Here is a 23,296-nt window from a genome sequence, read left to right on the forward strand (position 1 = left end):
CCGCCCTGTTCTGGGCATGCTTCCCCCATGGCTCCCCCCACCCGATCGATCCACGTCGTGGCCGCCGTCATCACCGACGCCCGTGGCCGCGTGCTGCTCAACCGTCGTACCGAGAACCGCGACATGGCCGGCCTGTGGGAGTTCCCCGGCGGCAAGCGCGAATCCGGCGAGACCTCCGAACAGGCGTTGGTTCGCGAGCTGCGCGAGGAACTGGGCATCGAAGCCGATGTCGGCGAATGGCTGATGGATGTGCCGCAGCGCTACCCGGACAAGCACCTGACCCTGGAAGTGCGCCACGTGCGCAGCTGGAAGGGGACGCCACGTGGCCGCGAGGGCCAGGCCATTACCTGGGTGGCGCCGGACAAACTGGGTCGCTATTCGATGCCACCGGCCGATCTGCCGGTGGTGGCCGCGCTGCGCCAGCCCGACAGCTACCTGATCACCCCGGCGCCGTCCGATGACGCCGACGGCGTGCAGCACTGGCATGAGCAGCTGCAGCGTGTGGTGGCGGCGGGCCAGCAGCGCATCCAGCTGCGGTTGCCGACGGCACATCCGGAGCGCCAGGCGATGGTCGAACAGGCCGTGCGCACGCATCGTCGCAGCGGGGTGCAGTGGCTGCTCAACCGCGATATCGAACGCGCGCGCGTACTGGGCGTTGGGGTGCACCTGGGCAGCGAGCAGCTGCTGGAGCTGTCGCAGCGTCCGCTGCCCGAAGGCCAGCTGGTGGCCGCGTCCTGCCATGACCTGCAGCAGCTGCAGGCCGCACAGCGGTTGGGCTGCGACTTCGCCGTGCTGGGCCCGGTGCAGGCCACGGCCAGCCATCCCGATGCCGTGCCGCTGGGCTGGAACGCGTTCGCCGAGCTGCGCGCGCAGGTGTCACTGCCAATCTACGCCCTGGGCGGCATGGGCCGCGGTCACATCGCCGAAGCGCGTCGCCATGGTGGGCAGGGCATCGCCGCCATCCGCGCGCTGTGGCCGGAGTAAAGCTGCTTCGCTCGCCGGGCATGGCCCGGCGCTACCGTGTGGGATGGAGGCAGTAGATCCACGCCATGCGTGGATGGATGCTCGCGATCACAGCGTGATCCAGAAACACCCGTATTGCCGTCGCAACCCCAGCACCGTCGAAGCGCGCGACGCGCTGCCGGGCAGGGTCTGCTCCAGGCGCAGGCCGATGGGATGCCGCGCCACAGAGGCCACAGGGTCGGATCCCAACGCGGCAGAGCTCTGATCCTCATCCTGCGATTGCGGCAGCGCCTGTGACGGATACACCGGCACCACGTCCACCAGGGGCCGCCGCGCCAACGATTCCAGCTGGCCGAGGATGCGCTGCGCGCCCGCATCGGAAACCGCGCCCCACAGATACAGTGAAGACAGCCGATTCACATCGTTGCTGACGATGCCGACGCGCAGCGCGTCCACCAGTTCACTCAGCCGCCGCGGGCAGCGTGCCCCCAGGGTGTCGCGCTGCAGGGTGTTGCCGGCGGGCGCAGGCGGTGGCAACCGCGACCGCGCGCCCAGGCTGTCGCAGGGCCGGTCGGTGTAGACGCTTTGGCCCTGGGCATCGGTGCAGCGGTTCAGGCGCGTGGACTGTGCGTGGGCGGCGCTCGACAGCACGCACGGCAGCAGCAACAGCAGGAAGGAAAGCCGGATCATCCTCGCAGGGTAGCGCCGATCACGCTTGCGCGCCGTGCTTTCAGCCCTGCAGCAGCTTCAGCACCGAAGTGGTCGGCTTGGCCAGGTTCAAGGTGTAGAAGTGCAGGCCGGGTGCGCCGCCTTCGATCAGGCGCTGGCACAGCTTGGCCACCACTTCAGTGCCGAATGCACGCACCGACTCTGCATCATCGCCATAGGCCTGCATCTTGCGGCTGATCCAGCGCGGGATCTCCGCACCGCACTGTTCGGAGAAGCGGCGCAGCTGGCTGAAGTTGGCGATCGGCATGATGCCGGGCGTGATCGGTACCTGCACGCCCAGCCGCCGCACTTCGTCGACGAAATGGAAGTAGGCATCGGGGTTGAAGAAGTACTGGGTGATCGCCGCATCGGCACCGGCGTCGATCTTGGCCTTGAAATGCTTCAGGTCGGCCAGTGCGTCGGAAGCCTGCGGGTGCGTTTCGGGGTACGCGCCCACTTCGATATGGAACGCATCACCGTGCTCGGCGCGGATGAAGTCGATCAGTTCGGCGGCATAGCGCATGTCACCGGGGAAACCCATGCCCGACGGCAGATCGCCGCGCAGCGCGACCAGGCGGCGGCAGCCGATGGCGCGGTACAGCTTGAGCAACTCGCGGATTTCCTGACGGGTGCCGCCGACGCAGGACAGATGCGGTGCGGCATCGAAGCCATGGTGCTGGTTGAGGTGGCGCACGGTCTCGGAGGTATAGCTCAGGGTCGAGCCACCGGCGCCGAAGGTACACGACACGTACTCGGGACCGTAGTCCTTCAGCCTGGCCGCGGCACGGTCCAGCTGGCTGCGCTGTTCGTCGGTCTTGGGCGGATAGAACTCGAAGCTGATGGCGGTCATGGCACGGGCGGCAGCGGCGGGTGCGGATCAGTATATCGCTTCATCAAGATGGATGTTGTAAATTTCTGCGGGCGAACATCGTCAGCCGCCTGCGACCGTTCGCCCCGGCGATCGGCCGCTGCTCCGAAATCGCCCCCCGGGTGCCGTGGCCGGCGGCACGCTGAGCCCATTCCGGCACCACCCACCTGACGAAGGAGCAGACGATGAAGATCTTCCTGGCACTCTGGTATGCAATGAAGGCCCTGGCCCGGCTGGCGATGATCGGCATGGCGATGGCCGTGCTCGGCTCCGGCTCGGCGCACGCCGCCAGCGCCCCGGCGGCGGGCAAGGTGCAGGTCGAGGTGGTCGGCAAGGGCCGCCCGCTGCTGATGATTCCCGGCCTCAACAGCAGCGCCGAGGTGTGGCGCGAGACCTGCCTGGCCCTGAAGGATGTGCAGTGCCATCTGGTGCAGCTGCCCGGCTTTGCCGGTGCGCTCGCGGCCGATCCGCGCCCGGTCGAGTTCCTGCCGGCGATGCGCGGGCAGCTGCTGGCCTACCTGCATGACCAGCATCTGGGGCCGGTGGTGGTGGTTGGCCACAGCCTCGGTGGCCTGCTGGGCCTGCAGATGGCGCAGGCCGAGCCGAAGGCGGTCAGCGCGCTGGTGGTGGTTGACGCCCTGCCATTCCTGCCGGCCGCGCGTGACCCGAAGGCCACCGCTGACAGCGTGCGGCCGGTGGCCGACCAGCTGCGCAAGGGCATGCTGGCCGCCGACGCCGCGCAATGGCAGGCGCAGTTGAAGGCGGGCCTGCCGGGGATGACCCGCGATACTCAGCGCCAGGCCGAACTGGGCCGCTGGGGCGAAGACAGCGATCGCCAGACCACGGCCGATGCCATGCATGCGGTGATGACCACTGACCTGCGTGACAGCATTGCCTCGATCACCGCACCGACGCTGGTGCTGGGCAGCTGGGCCGGCTATCAGCCGATGGGTGGCACCGAGGACGGCACCCGGGCGGTGTTCCAGGCCCAGTACGCGAAACTGCAGGGCGTACAGATCGCGATGAGCGCGCAGGGTTTCCACTTCCTGATGTGGGATGATCCGCGCTGGTTGCAGGAACAGGTGCAGGCCTTCCTCGACCGCCACCACTGAGTTTCAACACGCCTCGGAATGGACATGCCGGATTCCTCCTCGACGGTACGCTTCTGGCTGCTCAATGCGCTGGTATGGGCGCTCTATGGCGTTGCCGGAATCGGCCTGCGCCAAGCCTATTTCAGCGATGCCGGAAGCGCAGGCGTGTTGATCACGCTGGGCCTGGCGTTGGCCCTGTTCGGATGCAGCGGTGCCATCCGCGCGCTGGCGCTGCGTGCAGACTGGTGGGCGCGCGGAACGGCCGGGCTGTTGCTGCGGCTGGCGCTGTCGGTGGCATTGGGCGCGGCAGTGGCGCAGCTGCTGGTGAACATCGCGCTGCACTCGGCGCTGGCCTGGAACTGGGTGAGCCTGGGGCGGCAGACGGCCGACTTCAGCTCCAAGGCGCTGCTGCTCTACTGGTACACCACTGCGGTGATGCTGGCCCTGTGGGCAGCGCTTTGGGCAAGCCTGCACAGCCTGCGCCGGATACGCGGGGCGGAACTGGCCCGCCTGCGCGCCGAAGCCGAGCGCAGTGCGCTGGAACGCGATGCGCTGCGTGCACGGCTCAACCCGCACTTCATGTTCAATGCGCTGAACAACCTGCGCGCGCTGATCCTGGAAGATCCTGAGCGTGCGCGCGACATGGTCACCCGCCTGTCGCGCACGCTGCGCCAGGCGCTGGCGCACAACCGCAGTGAGCAGGTCACGCTGGCCGAGGAGCTGGCGGTGGTCGACGACTACCTGGCCATCGAGGCCATCCACTTCGAACAGCGCCTGCAGGTAAGCCAGCACATTGATGCCGATGCCATGCAGGCGCAGTTGCCGGCGATGGCACTACAGCTGCTGGTGGAGAACGCGATCAAGCACGGCATCGCCAGCCGCCCCGGCGGCGGCGAGGTGCAGATCCGTGCCACGCTGGACAATGACGTGCTGCGCCTGCAGGTGGACAATCCGCTGGGCAGCGCCAACGAGCCCACCCCTGGGCATGGCGTCGGCCTGGCGTACCTGCGTGCGCAGCTCGGTACGCAAGGTCGTTTCACCCTGCAGCCGGTCGGCGACCGCATGCGGGCCCTGCTGGAGATTCCGCAATGAGTGGCGTGCTGCGCGTATTGATCGTTGATGATGCGCGGCTGGCGCGGCAGGAGCTGCGCACGCTGTTGTCGGCGCTGCCGTGGGTGCAGTGCGTGGGCGAGGCCGACGATGTGCCGGCCGCGCGCGAGGCGATCGCCACACTGGCGCCGGACCTGGTGCTGCTGGATGTGCAGATGCCCTCCGGCAGTGGCTTCGATGTGCTGGATGGGCTGGAGACGGTGCCGGCGGTGATCTTCGTTACTGCCTACGACACCTACGCGGTGCGCGCGTTCCAGGCCAATGCGCTGGACTATCTGGTGAAGCCGGTCGAGGCACCGCGCTTGCTGGAAGCGTTGCAGCGGGCGCGCCAGCGCGAGGTGGTGGCGGGCGAAACGCCAGAGCCGCGCAGCACGCTGGGCGCGCAGGACCAGGTGTTCGTGCGCGAGGGCGAACGCTGCTGGTTCGTTGCGGTCTCGGAGATCCGCCGGCTGGTGGTGGATGGCAACTACACGCGGCTGTGGTTCCGCGACCAGAACGCGTTGCTGACCCGCAGCCTGAGTGCGCTGGAAGCACGTCTGCCGCCGGATCTGTTCTTCCGTGCCAACCGCAACACGCTGGTCAACCTGCGCCGTATCCGTGGGGTGTCGCCCAGCATCGCTGATGGTTATGACCTGGCGCTGGATGATGGCAGCGAGGTGGAAGTGTCGCGGCGGCAGGCGCGGGAGCTGCGCGAGCGGATGGCGTTGTAGCTGCCGCTACCGCTCGGCACTGACGGGGCTGGACCGCCGGAGGCGCTTCATGCCTCGGCTGGCTGCCCCCTCAAGCGGGCCATCACCCCGCCACCGCCGTGCTGGATGACCAGTTCGAGCCCGTAGTGGCTGCACAGTCGCCGCATGATATCCAGGCCCAGGCCGTTGCCCTCGCTGCCATCACGCTTGTCGAATGGCCGCGGCTCGGGCCAGTTGCCAAGGAAGGGCGAAGCACCTGCCGTGTTGTGCACCAGCAGCTGAGCGTCCTGCCATGCAATCAGGACCTGGCCCTGCGCGGTATGCGCGAACGCATTGCCGACCAGATTGGCCAGGACTACGCGCAGGGCCGCCTCGGGCGCGCGCAGCGTGGCCCCGTCGGGCACGGTCAGCTGTACCTCGACCGGCCGTGCAGCCAGCAACGGAGACTGCTCGATGATCACCCGTTCCAGCAGCGGCACAAGTTTGACCGGCGGAGCGCCGTGGCTGGCGGTTTCCTCGCGAGCCAGCGCCAGCAGCGCCGCAATGGCCTGCTGCAGCTGCAGTGCCGAAAGACGGATATGCTGCACATGCTGGCGGCCACGCTCGGACAGGCCCGACTCGCTGGCCAACTGGCCTGCCGCACTGGAGATGACGCTCAAGGGTGTGCGCAGTTCGTGGCTGGCATCGCGCGTGAACGCGTGTTCGCGGGCAACGAAGGCAGCGACGCGTGCGGACAATCCATCCAGGGCGCGCGCGAGCACGCCAATCTCGTCATCGTCGAAACGTGCTGCCAGGCGCACGCCGGGGCCTGGTTCCGGCTGCAGCGCTTCAACCTCCTCGACCAGCGCGTAGAGCGAGCGTGTGCTGCGATGGGCGAGCCAGATGCCGAGGACGATCGCCGCGATCAGGACCAGCAGTGCTGTGCCGGCAAGCAGCATTACGACCCGATCGCGGATCGGCCGGACCACCAGTTGCGCACTGACCTCCGATACAAGCCAAGCAGGGCGGGCGCCGGCCGGGGGATCGATCCGCTTGAGATGGTAGTGCCGACCATCGACACCCGCGAACTCCGAGCGCCACGGTTCCTTTGCGAACTCGCTGCGCAGATCGTCGGGGAAGGTAGAGGGTGAACGATGCAGCTGGATTGCGGCATCGGCAGGTGTACGCCAGTCCCCTTCGAGCGCGTGCCAGGCGAGCTGAGCCCGTGCTTCACGGTCCAGTTGGGCGTTGAAGATGCTGTCTTCCACCACATACATGAACACCAGCGAGTAGGTGCCGAACACCGTGGCGGTGAACAGCGCGAAGGCTGTGAATGTGATCAGCAGTCGACGGCGCAGGTGCTGGGTGGGCCGAGGTTTCATGGCGAAGCTTCCAGACGGAAGCCGACACCGTGGACGGTGCGCAGCATCTCGCCTTCGAACGGCCTGTCCAGTACCTGCCGCAACAGGTACAGATGCGAGCGCAGCGGATCGGAAGGAGGTGCTTCATCCCCCCACAGGCGTTGAACGAGCTCGCTGCGGGTGACGGTTCGCGGCCAGGCCTCGGCCAGTACGAGCAGGATGCGCTGCGGAACCTGTGCCAGCTCCAGCAGCAATCCCGCGCGCCAGGCCTGGCCGCTGCGGCGGTCGATGCTCAGCGGCCCAATCTGCAGGAGGTTCGGTTGACCCACGCGATGGCGGCGGGCGAGGGCGAGACAGCGGGCGAGCAGCTCGGCATCGTCGAAGGGCTTGACCAGATAGTCATCCGCGCCCGCAGCGAAGCCCTGCAGCTTGTCGTCGATCGCATCGCGTGCGGTCAGCATCAGGATGGGGACGTGCCGATCACTGCACTCGCGCAACCGACGGCAGACCGTCGTACCATCGGTGCCCGGCAACCCGATATCGAGCAGCAGCACATCCGGCGGTGACGCCAGCGCCAACTGCAGCCCGACGTGTCCGCCAGCGGCGAAATCGACCAGATGGCCATGCGCCTGCAGCATGTCGATGATGGCCGAGGCCAGCGGCAGGTTGTCTTCAATCAACAGCAGGCGCAGGCGCTCGGCGTCCATGGTCAGGGCTGCATGCGGGCCAGGAGAGCGTTAGCTTCGTCCAGACCGGGCTGCTTTTCCAGCACAGCCAGTACCTGCGAACGGGCCAGATCGGTCCGGCCCAGGCGCCAGTGCGCTTCTGCCATCGCGACCTGCAGCCTCGGCTCGTCCATATGCGGGCTGGCCAGCTGCATGATGGACAGCGCGTCGGCGGTTGCAGTGGCGTCCTTTGCTGCTTTCAGCTGGTAGAAACCCAGCATGCCGATCAGCTCGACGTGATGGTCGGACGGGCGCTGCGCCAGTATCTGCGCCGCCTGACCATCACGCTGCTGCAGGTGCTGCTCCACCAGCGCCATGCTGCGCTCATCGCGCCATGCCTGGCGTGCCAGTGGCACACGCCCGCTGGCGCGCACGAAGGCGTCAGCCAGTGCGGCGGTCGAGAACGGGTTCTGACCGGTCAGCAGGCGTCCATCGACTACGACCTTGGGCATCATCAGCGGTGCCTCCTGCCAGCGTGCGCCCAGCTCGCGCATGCGCGGTTCAAGCTGGAACGCGAATTCCTTCGCCCAACGTTTGCCGAACAGTGCTTCTTCCTCTTCCGTGAATCCGGTCATGGCGCGGCCTTCCACCATGGCCCGGCCATCGGGAAGGCGAACACCCGCCAGTGCGGCCGGACCATGGCATACCGCCGCGACCAGTCCTCCCTGCTGCCAGATTCCGGCAATCGTGGCATGCAGGGCCTTGTCGGCCGGAAGGTCGAACATGGCACCCTTGCCGCCGATCACCAGGACGCCCTGGTAGTCGCTGGCACGCAGTTGTGCAGTGGGCACGGTCGCGGCAAGCTTGCCCATGGCCTGGGAATCGGCAAGGACGGCTGCGTTGAAGGCCTCGGAGGGGTTGTACTTGTCAGCCTCGACGGCGCCGCCACGCGGACTTGCCACGTCGATGTCGAAGCCGTTCTGCTTGAGGATGAGCCAGGCCTGGGCGAATTCGTCCATCTCGAAGCCCGGACGGGTCTTCCCTTGGTCCCGGCCTTCGCTGCTGACGACGAGCAGCACGCGCGATGGTGCGGCAGACGCGGAAGATGGGGCCATGGCAGGGAGGAGAAGGACGGCCAGCAGGCCGGACAGCAGGGGGGAGCGGAAGCGGTTCATGCAGGACTCTCCGGGAGATGTGCGCGCACTGTGGCCGGCAAATGTGAAGCAGACTTCAAGCGCATCGACGGTTACCCTGAGGGCCTGTTCCCGTTCGTGCATGCCATGTCCATCGTCCTCACCGACTTCGCCCGTCCCCGCCTGTTCCCGCGCGTGCCGCGTGGCAACACCATCCAGGACTGTACTGCCGAGCAGTTCGAGGCACACCTCAATGCGCACGCGCCGCTGAAGGTGCTCGACGGCTACGCGCCGTTCTGCAAACTGTTCGTCTACGAGAACTGGACCAGCACGCGCTGCCTGACGGTGCCGGTCACCGAGGCCAACCGCCACCAGCTGCGCAGCGGCTACGAGGCGCGCAACCGCGAGGAACTGCCGGTACTGGTGCGCTGGTTCGAGGGCGTGGAGTCGCCGCGCGCGAACTATCTGGTGGTGATCCTGTACAGCGCCGGGCAGCTGGCGAAGGAGGGTTCACCGATCGAGGCCGACTGGGGCATCGTCGGCTGTATCTACACCGCCGAACCCGAAGAGGTACCGATGGCGCCGATCACCATGATGCGCAATGCACTGGGCGTGGAGGAGGGCGGTTCCGGTGTGCCGCTGGATCGCGAGGCTTACCAGCGCTCCGTCGCGTTCTGGGAGAACAACGCCAACTGGCGGCCGTGAGCCCACGCTGCGGCCGGACAGTCGGCATGTGAACAGGGAAGATTGCAGCGGGACGCTACCATGGCGGTGGATCAACGCAGGGAGCACAGGGATGGATGTTCGCAGTTGGATGCCGTTCGCATGGGTCGCCGCAGGCCTGCTGGCCGCGTGTGAGGGCTCTGCAGCAAAATACGATGCAGGCGCTGCCTGTGGTGCTTTGTCCGACGTGACGCCGATCCGCGATGCCGGCGTGGGTTCACTGCAGGCGCAGGCAACGTCGGGGCGCTGCACGTTCCATGTGGAAGCGGATGACGCTGCAGCGCTTTCGCGTCAGCAGTCGTTGCTGCAGAGCGTGTCGGCGATCGCCTGTAGTGCGCCAGCCACCACCCGGCCTTCGCAAGGGGCTGCAGGCTTCGACCTGCAGATGCCTGCACGTTGCCCACTCTCTTCCAGCACGCCCTTGATTGCCCGGGAAGGAGGCTGGCACCAGCGGCGACTTTCGTCGGTCCCGACGTATCCTGCGGCCGCCATGCGCGAGGCCCAGCAGGGAGGTGTCGAGCTGATGCTGCTGCTGGATGCGCAGGGCAAGACCCAGGCGATCATCCTGTCCCGATCCAGCGGCTACCCGCTGCTCGATGCGGCGGCGCTCAAGCACGCGCGTGATTGGCGTTACGAGCGTGAAGCGGCAGGCAAGGCACCAAGCATGAGCCTGATACGCGGCACGGTCACGTTCAAGCTCAACTAAGGCGTCTGCAGGGCGGGCTCGGGCTTCCACTCCCACCAGCGATAGTGGTACTCGCGCTCGGTCGCGCTCCATTGCTGCGCGCAGCAGGTGCACGTCAGCCGGTAGCATTCGCCCCAGCCGTCCTCCGCTTCGCCCCGTGCACGCAGCTGCACGTGACCTTGTTCCAGCAGCGGCTCGGGGCTGAAGAACACATAGGATGGGTAGAGCGCGCACAGGCAGCCTTCGCGTGCCTGCCAGTAGCGCAGCCGTTGCAGGGCCGCCTTCAGGTGCACCTGGTTGCTGATCAGCATGCCGCCAAGGGCGATGCCTTGGCAGCTGCGTTCGATCGTATCCACATGCGCGACCAGCGCGTCCAACGATGAGGCGCTGAACAGCCGAGCGACCGTACGCGTGGCATCGTTGATGCGCGTTGCATCGCGCGACAACAGGTCCTGCAGCAGCACATCGGCCTGTGCATCGTCGAGCCGGGGTATCGGTGCTGCAGACCACGGCCAGCGCATCAGCGTGACTTGCCGATGGCAGCGTAGTGGCCGGCAGTCAGCCGCAGCAGGTCGGCTGGTGCCAGTTCCACTTCCAGGCCGCGGCGACCGGCGCTGACATGCAGCGCGGGCAATGCCTGCGCGCTGGCGTCCAGGAAGGTGCGCAGGCGCTTCTTCTGCCCGAGTGGGCTGATGCCACCGACCAGGTAACCGGTCGCGCGCTGTGCGGCATCGGCCGCGGCCATTTCGCACTTCTTGCAGCCGGCCGCTTCGGCCAGCGCCTTCAGGTCCAGCTGGCCGGCCACCGGCACGATCGCTACCAGCAGTTCATGGGTCTCGGTGCTGGCCAGCAGGGTCTTGAACACCTGGGCCGGGTCGAGGCCGAGCTTGTCGACGGCTTCGCCGCCATACGATTCGGCGTGAGCATCGTGCACGTAGCTGCGCACGGTGTGGGCGATCTTCTCGCGCTTGAGCAGGTTGATGGCCGGAGTCATGGGGGCATCCTAGCGCGGGGCAGGGGTGTTGCCTTGACCGAGGCTATTGTTCCCGCTCCGGTGGGGAACATCCACGCATGGCGTGGATCTACTGTGGGTTGGCTGGGGGATATCCACGCATGGCGTGGATCTACTGGGGCCGGACGATCAGTAGATCCACGCCATGCGTGGATACGTGGTGTACGGCTGCAGGCAGACGCAGAACGGGCGCCCGAAGGCGCCCGTTCCGTGTGTTGCATGCACCGGTAGTGCCGGCCGCTGGCCGGCACCGCGCAGGCATCAGTAGCGGTAGTGGTCCGGCTTGAACGGGCCTTCCACCGGCACGCCGATGTAGTCGGCCTGTTCCTGGCTCAGGGTGGTCAGCTTCACGCCGATCTTTTCCAGGTGCAGGCGGGCCACTTCTTCGTCCAGCTTCTTCGGCAGCAGGTAGACCTTCTTCTCGTAGCTGTCCTTGTTCGCCCACAGGTCGATCTGTGCCAGGGTCTGGTTGGCGAAGCTGTTGGACATCACGAAGCTCGGGTGGCCGGTGGCGCAGCCCAGGTTCACCAGGCGGCCTTCGGCCAGCAGGAAGATCGCGTTGCCGTTCGGGAAGATGTACTTGTCCACCTGCGGCTTGATGTTGACGTGCTTGATGCCGGCGAACGACACCAGCGCATCGACCTGGATCTCGTTGTCGAAGTGGCCGATGTTGCAGACGATGGCCTGGTCCTTCATCGCGCTCAGGTGCTCGATGCGGATGATGTCCTTGTTGCCGGTGGTGGTGACGTACAGGTCGGCACGGCCCAGGGTCGATTCGATGGTGTTGACTTCATAGCCTTCCATCGCCGCCTGCAGGGCGCAGATCGGGTCGATTTCGGTGACGATCACGCGCGCGCCGTAGGCACGCAGCGAGGCCGCGCAGCCCTTGCCGACGTCGCCGTAGCCGCAGACCACGGCCACCTTGCCGGCCAGCATCACGTCCATCGCGCGCTTCAGGCCATCGGCCAGCGACTCGCGGCAGCCGTACAGGTTGTCGAACTTGCTCTTGGTGACCGAGTCGTTGACGTTGATCGCCGGGATCAGCAGGGTGCCGGCCTGGGCCAGCTGGTACAGGCGGTGCACGCCGGTGGTGGTCTCTTCGGAGACGCCCTTCCAGTCCTTGACCACGCGGCCCCAGTAACCCGGGCGCTCCTTGGCGACGCGCTTGAGCAGGTTCTTGATGACCTGTTCTTCGTGCGAGGCAGAGGCGGTGTTGACCCAGTCGCTGCCGTTTTCCAGCTCGTAGCCCTTGTGGATCAGCAGGGTCACGTCACCACCGTCGTCGACCACCAGCTCCGGGCCGGTCAGGGTGCCGTCGGCCAGGGTGAAGGTCAGCGCGTCCAGGGTGCAGTCCCAGTACTCTTCCAGGGTTTCGCCCTTCCAGGCGAACACCGGGGTGCCGGTGGCGGCGATGGCGGCAGCGGCGTGGTCCTGGGTCGAGAAGATGTTGCACGAGGCCCAGCGCACGTCGGCGCCGATGTCCTTCAGGGTCTCGATCAGCACCGCGGTCTGGATGGTCATGTGCAGCGAGCCGGTCACGCGCACGCCCTTCAGCGGCAGCTCGGCCTGGTACTTGCGGCGGATCGACATCAGGCCCGGCATTTCGTGCTCGGCGATGTCCAGTTCCTTGCGGCCCCAGTCGGCCAGCGTGATATCGCGGATCTTGTAGTCACCTTCGGTGGAGAAGGTCTTGGCAACAGCGTTCATTCGTGTGCTCCGGTTGTGGACGAGCGGATGCTCGCATCTAGCCGGGCGCCGTTGTTACAAAGCCACCTTACCGAGCCTGGCCGGGCCTCGTGGGATCCGGTCGCAGCGCCCCTCGGCAGGGGAGAACCCCCATTATATCGCGGCCCCGACGTGACATCCGGATGACCCAACCATCGGCAGATGGGGCCGCGTGCACGGCCTGTTAAGGTCGGTGTTTTCACGCATCACACAGGTGGAACGATGAGCATGCACGCGCGCCGTACTCGGCGCTGGACCGGCCTGGTCCTGTCGATGGGACTGCTGGCGGTGGCCCCGCTGGCCTGGGCCGCAGCGCCGCAGCCGGTGGCCGCACAGGCCCAGGGCGTCAACGGCTACGAACTGCCGTCGGCCGCGCTGCAGGCGGTGGTGGACGCGCCGCGCGCGCCCTCGCTGTACCTGTCGCCACGCCGCGATGTCGCCGCGATGATGCAGATGCCGTCGCTGCCGTCGATCCAGGTGGTAGCGCAGCCGGAACTGAAGCTGGCCGGCCTGCGCATCAACCCGCGCACCTTCTCCGACAGCCGCTTCAGCTTCGGCGAGAAGCTGTGGCTGATGAACGTGGCCGACGGCAAGGAACGGCAGATCAGCGGCCTGCCGGCCAAGCTGTCGATCGCCAGCGTGATGTGGTCGCCGGACCAGAAGTGGCTGGCCTTCAACCAGGTCGACGCCGCCAGCGGCGCCAATGAACTGTGGCTGGTGGATGTGGCCGGCGGCAGCGCCCGTCGTCTGGTCGCCGGCCTGAACACGGTGATCGGCAGTGGCTACCAGTGGCTGCCGGACAGCCGCGGCCTGGTGGTGTTCACCCGTCCGGCCAACCTTGGTGCGGCCCCGGCCGCCGACGGCATTCCGACCGGCCCGGCCGTGCAGCAGACCAGCCAGGGCGGCGGCGTGGTGTCGATCCGTACCTACCAGGACCTGCTGAAGAACGAGGCCGACGCGCGCCAGTTCGATTACTACGCCACCACCCAGCCGATGGAAGTCAGCCTGGATGGCAACACCCGCGCGATCGGCGCGGCCGGCATCTTCATGGGTTTCTCGGTGTCGCCGGATGGCCGCTTCGTGCTGCGCCAGCCGGTGCAGCGGCCGTATTCCTACGTGGTGCCGGTGAGCAGTTTCCCGCGCCGTATCGAAGTGATCGACCGGGCCAGCGGCAAGCTGGTGCACACCGTGGCCGTGCGTCCGCTGGTGGAAGGTCTGCCGACCGGCAACGACGCTGAAGTGACCGGCGTGCGCGATATCAGCTGGCGTGGTGATGCCGATGCCACGCTGGTCTGGGCCGAAGCCCAGGACGGCGGCGACCCGAACAGGGACGCCAAGGTGCGCGATGCGGTGCTGATGCAGGCTGCGCCGTTCGACAAACCGCCGGTCACCCTGGCCCAGCTTGGCAGCCGCCTGGCCGGCATCAGCTGGGGCCGCGGTGACCTGGCCCTGCTGACCGAATCGTGGTGGAAGACGCGCAGGACCAAGACCTGGTTGATCGCCCCGGACAACGCCGGTGCCGAGCCGCGCCTGCTGTGGGACCGCGATGCGCAGGACCGCTATGCCGATCCGGGCCGGCCGCTGTTGTCCAGCGACGACCGCGGGCGCTCGCTGCTGCAGACCAGCGCCGATGGCAGCAGCCTGTATCTGGCCGGTGCCGGTGCATCGCCGGAAGGCGATCGTCCGTTCGTGGACCGCTTCGACATCGCCACGGGCAAGGCAACCCGCCTGTTCCACTCGCAGGCGCCGAGCTATTCGCTGCCGGTGGCATTGCTGGACAACCAGGGCAGCTCGCTGCTGCTGAGCCGCGAGAGCCCGGACGAGCCGGCCAACTTCTACGTGCAGTCGCTGGCCGATGCCGGTGCTGCGCCGCGTGCGCTGACCCACTTCGCGCATCCGCTGCCGCAGTTGAAGGGCGTGCAGAAGGAGCAGATCCGCTACAAGCGCAAGGATGGCGTCGACCTGACCGCGACCCTGCTGCTGCCGCCGGGCTACGACCCGAAGCGCGACGGCCCGCGGCCGCTGCTGATGTGGGCCTACCCGGGCGAGTTCAAGAGTGCGGCTGCGGCCAGCCAGGTGACCGATTCGCCGTACCGCTTCAATGCGGTCAGCTACTGGGGCCCGCAGGCGTTCCTGGCCAAGGGCTATGTGGTGCTGGCCAGCCCGTCGATGCCGATCATCGGCGAAGGCGACAAGGAGCCGAACGACACCTACATCGAACAGCTGGTGGCCAACGCGCAGGCCGCCGTGGATGAAGTGGTGCGCCGTGGCGTGACCGATCGCGATCACATCGCCATTGGTGGCCATTCCTACGGTGCGTTCATGACCGCCAACCTGCTGGCGCACACGCGCCTGTTCAAGGCGGGCATCGCGCGCAGCGGCGCCTACAACCGCACGCTCACGCCGTTCGGCTTCCAGGCCGAGGAGCGCAACTACTGGCAGGCGCAGGACGTCTACCAGAAGATGGCGCCGTTCAACTACGCCGACAGGATCAAGGATCCGATCCTCTTCATCCACGGCGTGGACGACAACAACTCCGGCACGTTCCCGATGCAGAGCGAGCGCATGTTCGCCGCAGTGAAGGGCCTGGGTGGCACCGCGCGTCTGGTGATGCTGCCGAACGAATCGCATGCCTACCGTGCACGCGAGTCGATCATGACCATGCTGGCCGAAAGCGAGCGCTGGCTGGAACAGACCATCGGCCCGGCCGAGCAGGGCAAGGCGAAGAAGAAGCGCTGACGTGACCCGGTAGTGCCGGCCGCTGGCCGGCAACCTCATGGACCCACGCGACCTGAGGTTGCCGGCCAGCGGCCGGCACTACCAGATGAAACCATTTTTGCATCGCAGCACGATGCCCGTTCTGGTTTAGGCTTGGGGTCTGGATCCGTTGACCGAGGCCTGTGCGTCGCCGATGAACGAGTACCGCAGCAGCATCGAGTTTGCTTCCCCCGATCTTCCGCTTCGCGATGACGTGCGCCGGCTCGGCGCGCTGGTCGGAGACCTGCTGGTTGAACAGGTCTCTGCCGCCTTCCTCGATGATGTCGAAGACGTGCGCACCCGCGCCATCGCCCGCCGCGAGAACCAGGCGCCGCTGTCGGAGCTGGCCGATGGCCTGGCCGGGCGCACGCCGCAACAGGCCGAGACCATGGTGCGGGCCTTCAGCACCTACTTCCAGGTGGTCAACATCGCCGAGCGCGTGCATCGCATCCGCCGCCGCCGTGACTACCAGCGCGCCGGTACCGCAGGGGCGCAGCCCGATGGCCTGCAGGATGCACTGCAGCACCTGAAGGCGCAGGGCGTGGGCCTGGACGAGCTGGCGCAGTGGCTGCCCCGCATCGACATCGAACCGGTGTTCACCGCACATCCGACCGAAGCAGTGCGGCGCGCGCTGCTGGAGAAGGAGCAGCTGATGGTGGCCAGCCTGGTCGACAACCTCGACGGCCAGCGCACGCCGGGTGAAGCCGCCGCCGATGCCGCGCGCTTCCGTATGGCGCTGACCGCCTCATGGCAGACCACCGATTCCTCGCCGGTGCGACCCACCGTCGATGACGAGCGCGAGCACGTCGGCTTCTATCTGGTGCAGGTGCTGTACCGGGTGATTCCGGTGCTGTACGAATCGCTGCAGCAAGCGTTGCGTGATACCTACGGCGAAGAACTGCCGCTGCCGCGCCTGCTGCGCTTCGGTACCTGGGTGGGCGGCGACATGGACGGCAACCCGAACGTGGATGCCACCACCATCCGCAATACGCTGGATGCGCAGCGGCAGGCGGTGCTCGCGCGCTACCAGAAGGAACTGCTGCAGCTGGCCAGCCTGCTCAGCCAGTCCACCGAGCGGGTGGGTGTGAGCGATGCGCTGCAGGCACGGGTGGCGCACTACCAGCAGCTGCTGCCGCAGGTGCAGTCGCGCCCACGCCATGCCGACATGCCCTACCGCCTGCTCAATGACCGCATGCGTGCACGCCTGCAGGCCACACTGGATGACGGCGTAGGCGCCTACGCCGGTCCTGATGAACTGATCGAGGATCTGCAGCTGATCCTCGACAGCCTGCGCGCCAACCGCGGCGAACATGCCGGTGGCTTCGCCGTGCAGCGCCTGCTGTGGCGGGTGAAGACGTTCGGCTTCCATCTTGCGCGGTTGGACGTGCGCCAGGAATCGAGCGTGCACGCGCGCGCGCTGGCCACCGTGCTGGGCGGCGACGCGGCGTGGGACGGTCTGGACGCATTGGGCCGCGCGCGTCTGCTGGCGCCGCATGCCAGTGGTGACGCGCCGTTGCCGAAGGGCGACGACGAAGGCAACGAGCGCCTGGATGCGGTGTTCGCCGCCTTGGCCGATGCGCGTGCGCGCCATGGTGGCGATGCGCTGGGCAGCTACATCATCTCGATGGCACACGACCGCAGTGACGTGCTGGCCGTGCTGGCGCTGGCACGCCGTGGCGGCCTGGTGGAAGAGGGCGGTTCGGTGCCGCTGGATATTGCGCCACTGTTCGAGACGGTGGACGATCTCAAGCGTGGCACCGCGACCCTGCGCGACCTGCTGGCCGACCCGGTGTACCGTGCGCATCTGCACGCACGCGACGACGTGCAGATGGTGATGCTGGGCTATTCGGACAGCAGCAAGGACGGTGGCATCGCTGCTTCGCGCTGGGGCCTGCAGCGTGCGCAGGTGGAACTGCTGGAGGTGGCGGCCGAGGCCGGCATCCGCCTGACCTTCTTCCATGGCCGTGGCGGTTCGATCAGCCGTGGCGGTGGCAAGACCACGCACGCGGTCGATGCGTCGCCGCGCGGCAGCATCGATGGCCGCCTGCGGGTGACCGAGCAGGGCGAAGTGATCCATCGCAAATACGGCATCCGTGCGTTGGCGCTGCGCTCGCTGGAACAGGCTACGGGTGCGGTGTTGCGCGCCAGCCTGCGCCCGCGTGCCGCCGAACCCCGCGAGGATGAGTGGCGACCGGTGATGGACGTGGTGTCATCGGCCAGCAGCGAGGTGTACCGCGCCTTCGTCGGCCAGTCTGGGTTCATGGACTACTTCCGCACGGCCACGCCGATCGACGTGATCGAGCGGATGACGCTGGGTTCGCGTCCGTCGCGCCGGCTCGGCCAGGACGCGGCGTTGGGCAACCTGCGCGCGATTCCGTGGGTGTTCGCCTGGAGCCAGGCGCGTGCCGTCATTCCCGGCTGGTACGGCGTGGGCAGCGGCCTGCAGGCGGCGGTCGATGCTGGTCACGAGCAGACCCTGCGCGAGATGGCACGTGACTGGCCGTTCTTCCGTACCTTCCTCGACGACATCGCGATGGTGCTGTCCAAGGGCGATATCACTATCGCCGAGCAGTTCTCGAAGCTGTCAGGTGATCTGCACGGGCGCTTCTTCCCCCAGGTCGAGAAGGAGCTTGAACTCACCCGGCATTGGTTGCTGGCGCTGATGGGCCAGCAGACGCTGCTCGACCACGATGCGCGGCTGTCGCTTTCGATCCGTCTGCGCAATCCCTACGTCGATCCGATCAGCGTGCTGCAGGTGGATCTGCTGCAGCGTTGGCGCGAAAGCGGGCGCGAGGATGACGACCTGCTGCGCGCACTGGTGGCCTGCGTGAACGGTGTTTCGCAGGGTGTGCAGAACACCGGTTGATCCGCATCCGCCGGGCATGGCCCGGCGAATTCGAAATGGTAGTGCCGGCCGCTGGCCGGCAACCTCATGATGTCTGGCAACACGCGCGAGGTTGCCGGCCAGCGGCCGGCACTACCTCACTCTTCCGGCGACGGCGGGTTCGACGCCAGCAGTTCCAGATGGCGCTGCTCCATTTCCTGGCGCAGCTGGCGGCGGATCAATGCGGCCGCCTGGCGGCGCTTCTCGTCCGACGTGACCGGCTGCAATGACGGCACCGGCGTTGGCCGGCCTTCCTCATCCACGGCCACCATGGTGAAGAAGCAGCTGTTGGCATGGCGCACGCTGCGCTTGAGGATGTCCTCGGCCACCACCTTGATGCCGATCTCCATCGACGAGGTGCCGGTGTAATTCACCGAGGCCAGGAAGGTGACCAGCTCGCCCACCGCGATGGGCTGGCGGAACATCACCTGGTCCACCGACAGGGTGACCACGTAGCTGCCGGCGTAACGGCTGGCGCAGGCGTAGGCGACCTGGTCGAGCAGGCGCAGGATGGCGCCGCCGTGGACCTTGCCGGAGAAATTGGCCATCTCCGGCGACATCAGCACGGTCATGGACAGCTGGTGGGTTTTCAGTTCGGTCGACATGGGGCGATTGTATCGGCAACCGGTAGTGCCGGCCGCTGGCCGGCAACCACGCGATTGTTCCCGGAGGCCATGAAAAAGCCGGCCAGCGGCCGGCTCTACCAGAAGCAGAAGGGCCGCTTGCGCGGCCCTTCGTGTTTCTTACTTCAGCTTCGCATCGGCGCGCAGGGCGGCGGCGCGGTCGGTCTTCTCCCAGGAGAAGGCCGTGGCGTTGACGGTCTCGCCTTCGCCGTTGAGGTAGCTGAACTCCTTCGGCTTGCGGCCGAAGTGGCCGTAAGCCGCGGTCTGCTGGTACATCGGGTGCACCAGGTCCAGCATCTTGATGATGCCGTACGGGCGCAGGTCGAAGTGCTTGCGGATCAGCTTCTCGATCTTGTCGTCGCTGATCTTGCCGGTGCCGAAGGTGGTGACCGAGATCGAGGTCGGCTCAGCCACGCCGATGGCGTAGGAAACCTGCACTTCGCAACGGTCGGCCAGGCCGGCGGCAACCACGTTCTTGGCGACGTAGCGGGCCGCGTAGGCCGCCGAACGATCGACCTTGGACGGGTCCTTGCCGGAGAAGGCGCCACCACCGTGACGGGCCCAGCCGCCGTAGGTGTCGACGATGATCTTGCGGCCGGTCAGGCCGCAGTCGCCCACCGGGCCGCCGATCTCGAACTTGCCGGTCGGGTTGATGTGGAATTTGGTGCCCTTGTGCAGCCACTTGGCCGGCAGCACCGGCTTGATGATCTCTTCGCGGACGGCCTCGATGAGGTCCTTCTGCTTGATGCCCGGGGCATGCTGGGTCGACAGGACAACGGCGTCGATGGCCGAGACCACGCCGTTTTCATAGCGCAGGGTGACCTGGCTCTTGGCGTCCGGGCGCAGCCACGACAGCGGCGAGTTCTTCTTCTTGCGGATCTTGGCCTGCTGCTCGACCAGGCGGTGCGACAGGTGGATCGCGGCCGGCATGTAGCTGTCGGTCTCGTTGGTGGCATAGCCGAACATCAGGCCCTGGTCGCCAGCGCCCATTTCTTCCGGCTTCTTGCGATCCACGCCCTGGGCGATGTGCGGCGACTGCTTGCCGATCAGGTTCAGCACGCCGCAGGTGGCGCCGTCGAAGCCGACGTCGGAGCTGTCATAGCCGATGTCCACGATGACCTTGCGGGTCAGCGCTTCCAGGTCGATCCAGGCGCTGGTGGTGATTTCACCGGCCACAATGGCAACACCGGTCTTGACCATGGTCTCGCAGGCCACGCGGGCGCGCTGGTCCTGGGTCAGGATCGCGTCCAGCACCGCATCGGAGATCTGGTCGGCAACCTTGTCCGGATGGCCTTCGGAGACCGACTCGGAGGTGAAGAGATAGCTGGACATCAGGCGTAATATCCCTTGATTCGGATGGAAAGATGGGCGCGAATGATACACGGGGTGCGCCGCCTGTGCATTGTGAACCTGTACCGGTTGCCGGTGGTTAAGCCCGCGTAGGCCCGGCAGGGGCCGTCCGGCCGGGATTGGGGCTCAGCCTCGAGGTCCAGTGTTCCACCAGCGTGACAACGCAGCGCGCGGCTACCGGCCCCGACTGCGCGGGCCACAACGCCCGGCAGCGGCTGTGCGGCCGTCATCGTTCTGCCCAAAAACCGCCATCTGGCTGCCGCCTGCCGGGCGCAGGCTGTCGGCCAATCCGGCCGCCGGGCATGAGTGGATCCGCCATGCAGGAACTTGAACAGCGTCTCCAGCAACGCTTCCCCGATTGGTTCCATGGCCGCCGGGGCCAACTGGCGCGGCCACTGCTGCGCAGCGTCGGTCGCTGGTCGCGGTTGGACCAGATCGAAGCCTTCCTGCAGCGCAGCTCAGGCCTGCGTGGCTTCGGCTTCGTCGCCGCCGGCCTGGAGTTCATCGACGGCCAGTACCAGGTGGACCCGGCCGCGCTGGCCAGGATCCCGGCCACCGGCCGCCTGCTGATCGTCGCCAACCATCCCTCCGGGGCACTGGATGCCCTCGCCCTGCTGGACGCGGTCGGCCGCATCCGCCGTGACGTGCGGATCGTGGCCAACGACCTGTTGGGGGCAATCGCGCCACTGCAGGACCTGCTGCTGCCGGTACGCATCCTCGGTGGCAAGGCCCAGCGTGGCAGCCTGCATGCCGTCGAAGAGGCGCTGGCCGCCGAGCAGTGCGTGATCGTGTTCCCGGCCGGCGAGGTCTCGCGGCTGTCGCTGCGCGGCATCCGTGATGGTCGCTGGCAGCGCGGTTTCGTCCGCTTTGCCCGTGCCGCTGGCGCGCCGGTGCTGCCGGTGCGTGTGGAGGCGCGCAACTCGGCGCTGTTCTACGGCGCCTCGACCCTGTTCAAGCCGGCGGGCACCGCGCTGCTGGCGCGCGAGATGTTCACCCGTCGTGGCCGTCCGCTGCGGCTGAGCATCGGAGAGCCGATGCAGCTGGGCAAGGGCGGCGACCCGGGCGCACAGCTGCTGGCGGTGCGCCGCGCGCTGTATGCGCTGGGCCGTAATGGGGCCGCGGGCGATGCAGCTGCTGTAGCAGGCCCCGAGCCGCTGGCGTCCCCGGTGCCGCCTTCACAGGTGGCCGCAGGCATCGCCGCGGCGACCCAGCTGGGCCAGACCGCCGACGGCAAGCAGATCCTGCTGGCGACCTGTACCGCCGATTCGCCGCTGCTGCTGGAGCTGGGGCGTCTGCGCGAGCTGACCTTCCGCCAGGTAGGCGAGGGCACCGGGCGCAGCCGCGATCTGGATGATTACGATCCGCGGTACGAACACATCGTGATCTGGGACGCGGCCGCGCAGCGCATCGCCGGCGCCTACCGGATCATGCGTGGTGCCCACGCGCTGGCCCGGCACGGCCTGTCCGGGCTCTACAGCGCATCGCTGTTCCGCTATTCCGACGACGCCATCACCCACATCGCCGAAGGCCTGGAACTGGGCCGCAGCTTCGTGGTGCCTGATTACTGGGGCAGCCGCAGCCTGGACTACCTGTGGCAGGGCATCGGCGCCTACCTGCAGTGCCGGCCCGGCATCCGCTACCTGTTCGGCGCCGTGTCGATCAGCGCAGCGCTGCCACGCGATGCACGCGAGCAGCTGGTGGCGTACTACCAGCGCTACTACAGCGGTACCGCCGGCCTGGCCGAATCGAACCGCCCGTTCCAGTACTTCGCCGCGCCGCCAAGTTTCGGCGAGCTGGATGCAGGTGCCGCGTTCGATGTGCTCAAGGCCAACCTGGCCGCACTCGGCACTGGCGTGCCGACGCTGTATCGCCAGTACACCGATCTGTGCGAACCCGGTGGCGCCCGTTTCCTTGCCTTCGGTGTCGACCCGGACTTCAGTGATTCGATCGACGGCCTGATTGAAGTGGACCTGTGCGCGATCAGGCCGAACAAGCGCAAACGCTACCTGCGCGACGCGGGGGCGCCGGCATGAGCGCGCTGGCGAACCTGTCGCCGCACCGGCGCGCAGTGTTCGTCTCCGACGTGCACCTGGGGTCACGTCATTGCCATGCCACCGAGCTGGCGCGGTTCCTCTCGCAGCTGCGCTGCGAACGGTTGTACCTGGTGGGCGACATCATCGACCTGTGGTGGATGGCGCATCGCCGCGCCAACTGGCGCCAGTCGCACAGCGAAGTCATCCAGGCCCTGCACGCGCTGCGCCGTGCCGGGACCGAGATCGTCTACATCCCCGGCAACCATGACGCGTCACTGCGCCACGTGTGCGGGCTGATGCTCCCAGCGATGCAGGTGCGCCGCCGCGCCATCCATGTGACCGCCGATGGCCGTCGCCTGCTCGTTGCGCATGGGGACGAGTACGACGGCGTGACCCACTTCGGTGGCCTGCAGGAAAAGTTCGGTGACTGGCTGTACTACCGCATCCTGACCGGCAACCAGGCGTTGAATGCTGTGCGGCGGCTGCTGGGGATGCGCTACTGGTCGCTGTCGGAGTTCCTGAAGAAGCGCAGCGGTGCGGCCGAACGCTACATCGAGCGCTTCGTGCAGGCCGGGCTGGACGACGTGCGGCGGCGCGGACTGGATGGCATCGTCTGTGGCCACATCCACCGCGCCGCGCTGTTCGAGCGCGATGGCCTGGTCTATGCCAACGACGGCGACTGGGTGGAGAGCCTGACCGCGCTGGCCGAAGACCATGATGGCGCGCTGCGCCTGCTCGACCACAATGGCCAGACCCTGGTCGAACTTCCTGGCGCGCGCATCAAGCAAGCGGCTTGACCCACTCTTGTAGAGTCGAGCCATGCTCGACTGCTCTTCTCAGACTGCCCCGCATACAGCAGTCGAGCATGGCTCGACGCTACAAAAGAGCGCGAGCGGCTGTGCCATCAAGACGGCACGCCCGCAAGCCGCTAGCATCG

20 protein-coding genes and 1 riboswitch are annotated in these 23,296 nt (G+C 67.2%); of the genes, 10 read left to right on the top strand and 10 right to left on the bottom strand.

The annotated features are described in order from the left end of the window. Window positions 1-27 precede the first annotated feature (27 nt). The gene (locus tag ACZK13_RS03135; RefSeq protein WP_253144682.1) at window positions 28-984 is read left to right on the top strand and encodes a Nudix family hydrolase; all 957 of its coding nucleotides are present in this window, start codon (window positions 28-30) and stop codon (window positions 982-984) included. 87 nt (window positions 985-1,071) lie between these two features. Here ACZK13_RS03135 and ACZK13_RS03140 read toward each other — a convergent pair whose 3' ends face one another. Then, on the bottom strand, window positions 1,072-1,653 hold the full coding sequence (locus ACZK13_RS03140) for a DUF4124 domain-containing protein (RefSeq protein ID WP_253144684.1): 582 nt from the start codon (window positions 1,651-1,653) through the stop codon (window positions 1,072-1,074). A gap of 40 nt (window positions 1,654-1,693) precedes the next feature. Further along, window positions 1,694-2,521: a methylenetetrahydrofolate reductase [NAD(P)H] gene (gene metF / locus ACZK13_RS03145; protein WP_049399801.1), complete on the bottom strand. Its 828-nt coding sequence runs from the start codon at window positions 2,519-2,521 to the stop codon at window positions 1,694-1,696. 203 nt (window positions 2,522-2,724) lie between these two features. Here metF and ACZK13_RS03150 point away from each other — a divergent pair, with 203 nt between their 5' ends. The 3 genes from ACZK13_RS03150 to ACZK13_RS03160 are packed head-to-tail and all read left to right on the top strand — an operon-like array spanning window position 2,725 to window position 5,450. Then, window positions 2,725-3,651 carry an alpha/beta fold hydrolase gene (locus ACZK13_RS03150; protein ID WP_253144686.1) on the top strand — a complete coding sequence of 309 codons (927 nt, stop codon included), beginning with the start codon at window positions 2,725-2,727 and terminating at the stop codon, window positions 3,649-3,651. Between the two features lie 24 nt (window positions 3,652-3,675). Then, window positions 3,676-4,722, top strand: a complete 1,047-nt coding sequence (locus ACZK13_RS03155) for a sensor histidine kinase (protein WP_253144689.1) — start codon at window positions 3,676-3,678, stop codon at window positions 4,720-4,722. Continuing rightward, window positions 4,719-5,450 carry a LytR/AlgR family response regulator transcription factor gene (locus ACZK13_RS03160; RefSeq protein WP_253144692.1) on the top strand — a complete coding sequence of 244 codons (732 nt, stop codon included), beginning with the start codon at window positions 4,719-4,721 and terminating at the stop codon, window positions 5,448-5,450. Before ACZK13_RS03155 ends, ACZK13_RS03160 begins: the two co-directional genes overlap by 4 nt. 47 nt (window positions 5,451-5,497) lie before the next feature. Here ACZK13_RS03160 and ACZK13_RS03165 read toward each other — a convergent pair whose 3' ends face one another. Genes ACZK13_RS03165 through ACZK13_RS03175 form a run of 3 tightly spaced genes read right to left on the bottom strand, consistent with a single transcriptional unit; the run spans window position 5,498 to window position 8,609 of the window. After that, entirely contained in the window at window positions 5,498-6,790 is a 1,293-nt protein-coding gene (locus ACZK13_RS03165; protein ID WP_180865283.1) for a sensor histidine kinase, read from the bottom strand. After that, entirely contained in the window at window positions 6,787-7,476 is a 690-nt protein-coding gene (locus tag ACZK13_RS03170; protein ID WP_032129701.1) for a response regulator transcription factor, read from the bottom strand. The genes ACZK13_RS03165 and ACZK13_RS03170 overlap by 4 nt, the downstream gene beginning before the upstream one ends. 2 nt (window positions 7,477-7,478) lie before the next feature. Then, window positions 7,479-8,609, bottom strand: coding sequence for a type 1 glutamine amidotransferase domain-containing protein (locus ACZK13_RS03175; RefSeq protein ID WP_049399797.1), 1,131 nt, complete (start codon window positions 8,607-8,609; stop codon window positions 7,479-7,481). Window positions 8,610-8,714: 105 nt separating this feature from the next. Here ACZK13_RS03175 and ACZK13_RS03180 point away from each other — a divergent pair, with 105 nt between their 5' ends. Beyond that, window positions 8,715-9,272 (top strand): DUF3228 family protein, encoded by a 558-nt coding sequence (locus ACZK13_RS03180; protein ID WP_049425078.1) that lies wholly within the window; start codon window positions 8,715-8,717, stop codon window positions 9,270-9,272. 28 nt (window positions 9,273-9,300) lie between these two features. Further along, window positions 9,301-9,996: an energy transducer TonB gene (locus ACZK13_RS03185; RefSeq protein WP_346487017.1), complete on the top strand. Its 696-nt coding sequence runs from the start codon at window positions 9,301-9,303 to the stop codon at window positions 9,994-9,996. On the opposite strand, the gene ACZK13_RS03190 is transcribed toward ACZK13_RS03185, so the two are convergent. The 3 genes from ACZK13_RS03190 to ahcY all read right to left on the bottom strand — a co-directional run bounded on the left by ACZK13_RS03190 (window position 9,993) and on the right by ahcY (window position 12,694). Next, on the bottom strand, window positions 9,993-10,496 hold the full coding sequence (locus tag ACZK13_RS03190; protein ID WP_180838395.1) for a hypothetical protein: 504 nt from the start codon (window positions 10,494-10,496) through the stop codon (window positions 9,993-9,995). The genes ACZK13_RS03185 and ACZK13_RS03190 overlap by 4 nt on opposite strands. Continuing rightward, the gene (gene ybaK / locus ACZK13_RS03195) at window positions 10,496-10,969 is read right to left on the bottom strand and encodes a Cys-tRNA(Pro) deacylase (RefSeq protein WP_049399794.1); all 474 of its coding nucleotides are present in this window, start codon (window positions 10,967-10,969) and stop codon (window positions 10,496-10,498) included. The genes ACZK13_RS03190 and ybaK overlap by 1 nt, the downstream gene beginning before the upstream one ends. 279 nt (window positions 10,970-11,248) lie before the next feature. Continuing rightward, the gene (ahcY, locus tag ACZK13_RS03200) at window positions 11,249-12,694 is read right to left on the bottom strand and encodes an adenosylhomocysteinase (protein ID WP_014036003.1); all 1,446 of its coding nucleotides are present in this window, start codon (window positions 12,692-12,694) and stop codon (window positions 11,249-11,251) included. 36 nt (window positions 12,695-12,730) lie between these two features. Further along, window positions 12,731-12,814, bottom strand: a riboswitch (S-adenosyl-L-homocysteine riboswitch). Between the two features lie 120 nt (window positions 12,815-12,934). On the opposite strand from ahcY, the gene ACZK13_RS03205 reads away from it, so the two are divergent. Continuing rightward, window positions 12,935-15,451, top strand: a complete 2,517-nt coding sequence (locus tag ACZK13_RS03205) for a S9 family peptidase (protein WP_253144694.1) — start codon at window positions 12,935-12,937, stop codon at window positions 15,449-15,451. A gap of 172 nt (window positions 15,452-15,623) precedes the next feature. Next, window positions 15,624-18,335: a phosphoenolpyruvate carboxylase gene (gene ppc, locus ACZK13_RS03210; protein ID WP_253144710.1), complete on the top strand. Its 2,712-nt coding sequence runs from the start codon at window positions 15,624-15,626 to the stop codon at window positions 18,333-18,335. 116 nt (window positions 18,336-18,451) lie between these two features. Here ppc and ACZK13_RS03215 read toward each other — a convergent pair whose 3' ends face one another. Together ACZK13_RS03215 and metK are read right to left on the bottom strand one after the other, a co-directional pair. Next, window positions 18,452-18,958 (bottom strand): acyl-CoA thioesterase, encoded by a 507-nt coding sequence (locus tag ACZK13_RS03215; RefSeq protein WP_049399791.1) that lies wholly within the window; start codon window positions 18,956-18,958, stop codon window positions 18,452-18,454. A 138-nt stretch (window positions 18,959-19,096) separates the two neighbouring features. Then, on the bottom strand, window positions 19,097-20,308 hold the full coding sequence (gene metK, locus ACZK13_RS03220; protein ID WP_012510070.1) for a methionine adenosyltransferase: 1,212 nt from the start codon (window positions 20,306-20,308) through the stop codon (window positions 19,097-19,099). 335 nt (window positions 20,309-20,643) lie between these two features. Between metK and olsF the strand changes: the two genes are divergently transcribed. Together olsF and ACZK13_RS03230 are read left to right on the top strand one after the other, a co-directional pair. Then, window positions 20,644-22,359, top strand: coding sequence for a bifunctional ornithine lipid synthase OlsF (olsF, locus tag ACZK13_RS03225; RefSeq protein WP_180838324.1), 1,716 nt, complete (start codon window positions 20,644-20,646; stop codon window positions 22,357-22,359). Then, a complete protein-coding gene (locus ACZK13_RS03230) occupies window positions 22,356-23,156 on the top strand; it encodes a UDP-2,3-diacylglucosamine diphosphatase (protein WP_253144696.1) in 801 nt (266 codons plus the stop codon). Before olsF ends, ACZK13_RS03230 begins: the two co-directional genes overlap by 4 nt. Window positions 23,157-23,296: the final 140 nt, after the last annotated feature.

It is taken from the genome of Stenotrophomonas sp. 99219_Sma, assembly GCF_056480785.1.

Excerpts from the sequence above, each read along its gene's own strand:
- ACZK13_RS03135 (WP_253144682.1), top strand. The coding sequence starts at position 28 with ATGGCTCCCCCCACCCGATCGATCCACGTCGTGGCCGCCGTCATCACC.
- ACZK13_RS03140 (WP_253144684.1), bottom strand. The coding sequence starts at position 1,653 with ATGATCCGGCTTTCCTTCCTGCTGTTGCTGCTGCCGTGCGTGCTGTCG.
- metF (WP_049399801.1), bottom strand. The coding sequence starts at position 2,521 with ATGACCGCCATCAGCTTCGAGTTCTATCCGCCCAAGACCGACGAACAG.
- ACZK13_RS03150 (WP_253144686.1), top strand. The coding sequence starts at position 2,725 with ATGAAGATCTTCCTGGCACTCTGGTATGCAATGAAGGCCCTGGCCCGG.
- ACZK13_RS03155 (WP_253144689.1), top strand. The coding sequence starts at position 3,676 with ATGCCGGATTCCTCCTCGACGGTACGCTTCTGGCTGCTCAATGCGCTG.
- ACZK13_RS03160 (WP_253144692.1), top strand. The coding sequence starts at position 4,719 with ATGAGTGGCGTGCTGCGCGTATTGATCGTTGATGATGCGCGGCTGGCG.
- ACZK13_RS03165 (WP_180865283.1), bottom strand. The coding sequence starts at position 6,790 with ATGAAACCTCGGCCCACCCAGCACCTGCGCCGTCGACTGCTGATCACA.
- ACZK13_RS03170 (WP_032129701.1), bottom strand. The coding sequence starts at position 7,476 with ATGGACGCCGAGCGCCTGCGCCTGCTGTTGATTGAAGACAACCTGCCG.
- ACZK13_RS03175 (WP_049399797.1), bottom strand. The coding sequence starts at position 8,609 with ATGAACCGCTTCCGCTCCCCCCTGCTGTCCGGCCTGCTGGCCGTCCTT.
- ACZK13_RS03180 (WP_049425078.1), top strand. The coding sequence starts at position 8,715 with ATGTCCATCGTCCTCACCGACTTCGCCCGTCCCCGCCTGTTCCCGCGC.
- ACZK13_RS03190 (WP_180838395.1), bottom strand. The coding sequence starts at position 10,496 with ATGCGCTGGCCGTGGTCTGCAGCACCGATACCCCGGCTCGACGATGCA.
- ybaK (WP_049399794.1), bottom strand. The coding sequence starts at position 10,969 with ATGACTCCGGCCATCAACCTGCTCAAGCGCGAGAAGATCGCCCACACC.
- ahcY (WP_014036003.1), bottom strand. The coding sequence starts at position 12,694 with ATGAACGCTGTTGCCAAGACCTTCTCCACCGAAGGTGACTACAAGATC.
- ACZK13_RS03205 (WP_253144694.1), top strand. The coding sequence starts at position 12,935 with ATGAGCATGCACGCGCGCCGTACTCGGCGCTGGACCGGCCTGGTCCTG.
- ppc (WP_253144710.1), top strand. The coding sequence starts at position 15,624 with ATGAACGAGTACCGCAGCAGCATCGAGTTTGCTTCCCCCGATCTTCCG.
- ACZK13_RS03215 (WP_049399791.1), bottom strand. The coding sequence starts at position 18,958 with ATGTCGACCGAACTGAAAACCCACCAGCTGTCCATGACCGTGCTGATG.
- metK (WP_012510070.1), bottom strand. The coding sequence starts at position 20,308 with ATGTCCAGCTATCTCTTCACCTCCGAGTCGGTCTCCGAAGGCCATCCG.
- olsF (WP_180838324.1), top strand. The coding sequence starts at position 20,644 with ATGCAGGAACTTGAACAGCGTCTCCAGCAACGCTTCCCCGATTGGTTC.
- ACZK13_RS03230 (WP_253144696.1), top strand. The coding sequence starts at position 22,356 with ATGAGCGCGCTGGCGAACCTGTCGCCGCACCGGCGCGCAGTGTTCGTC.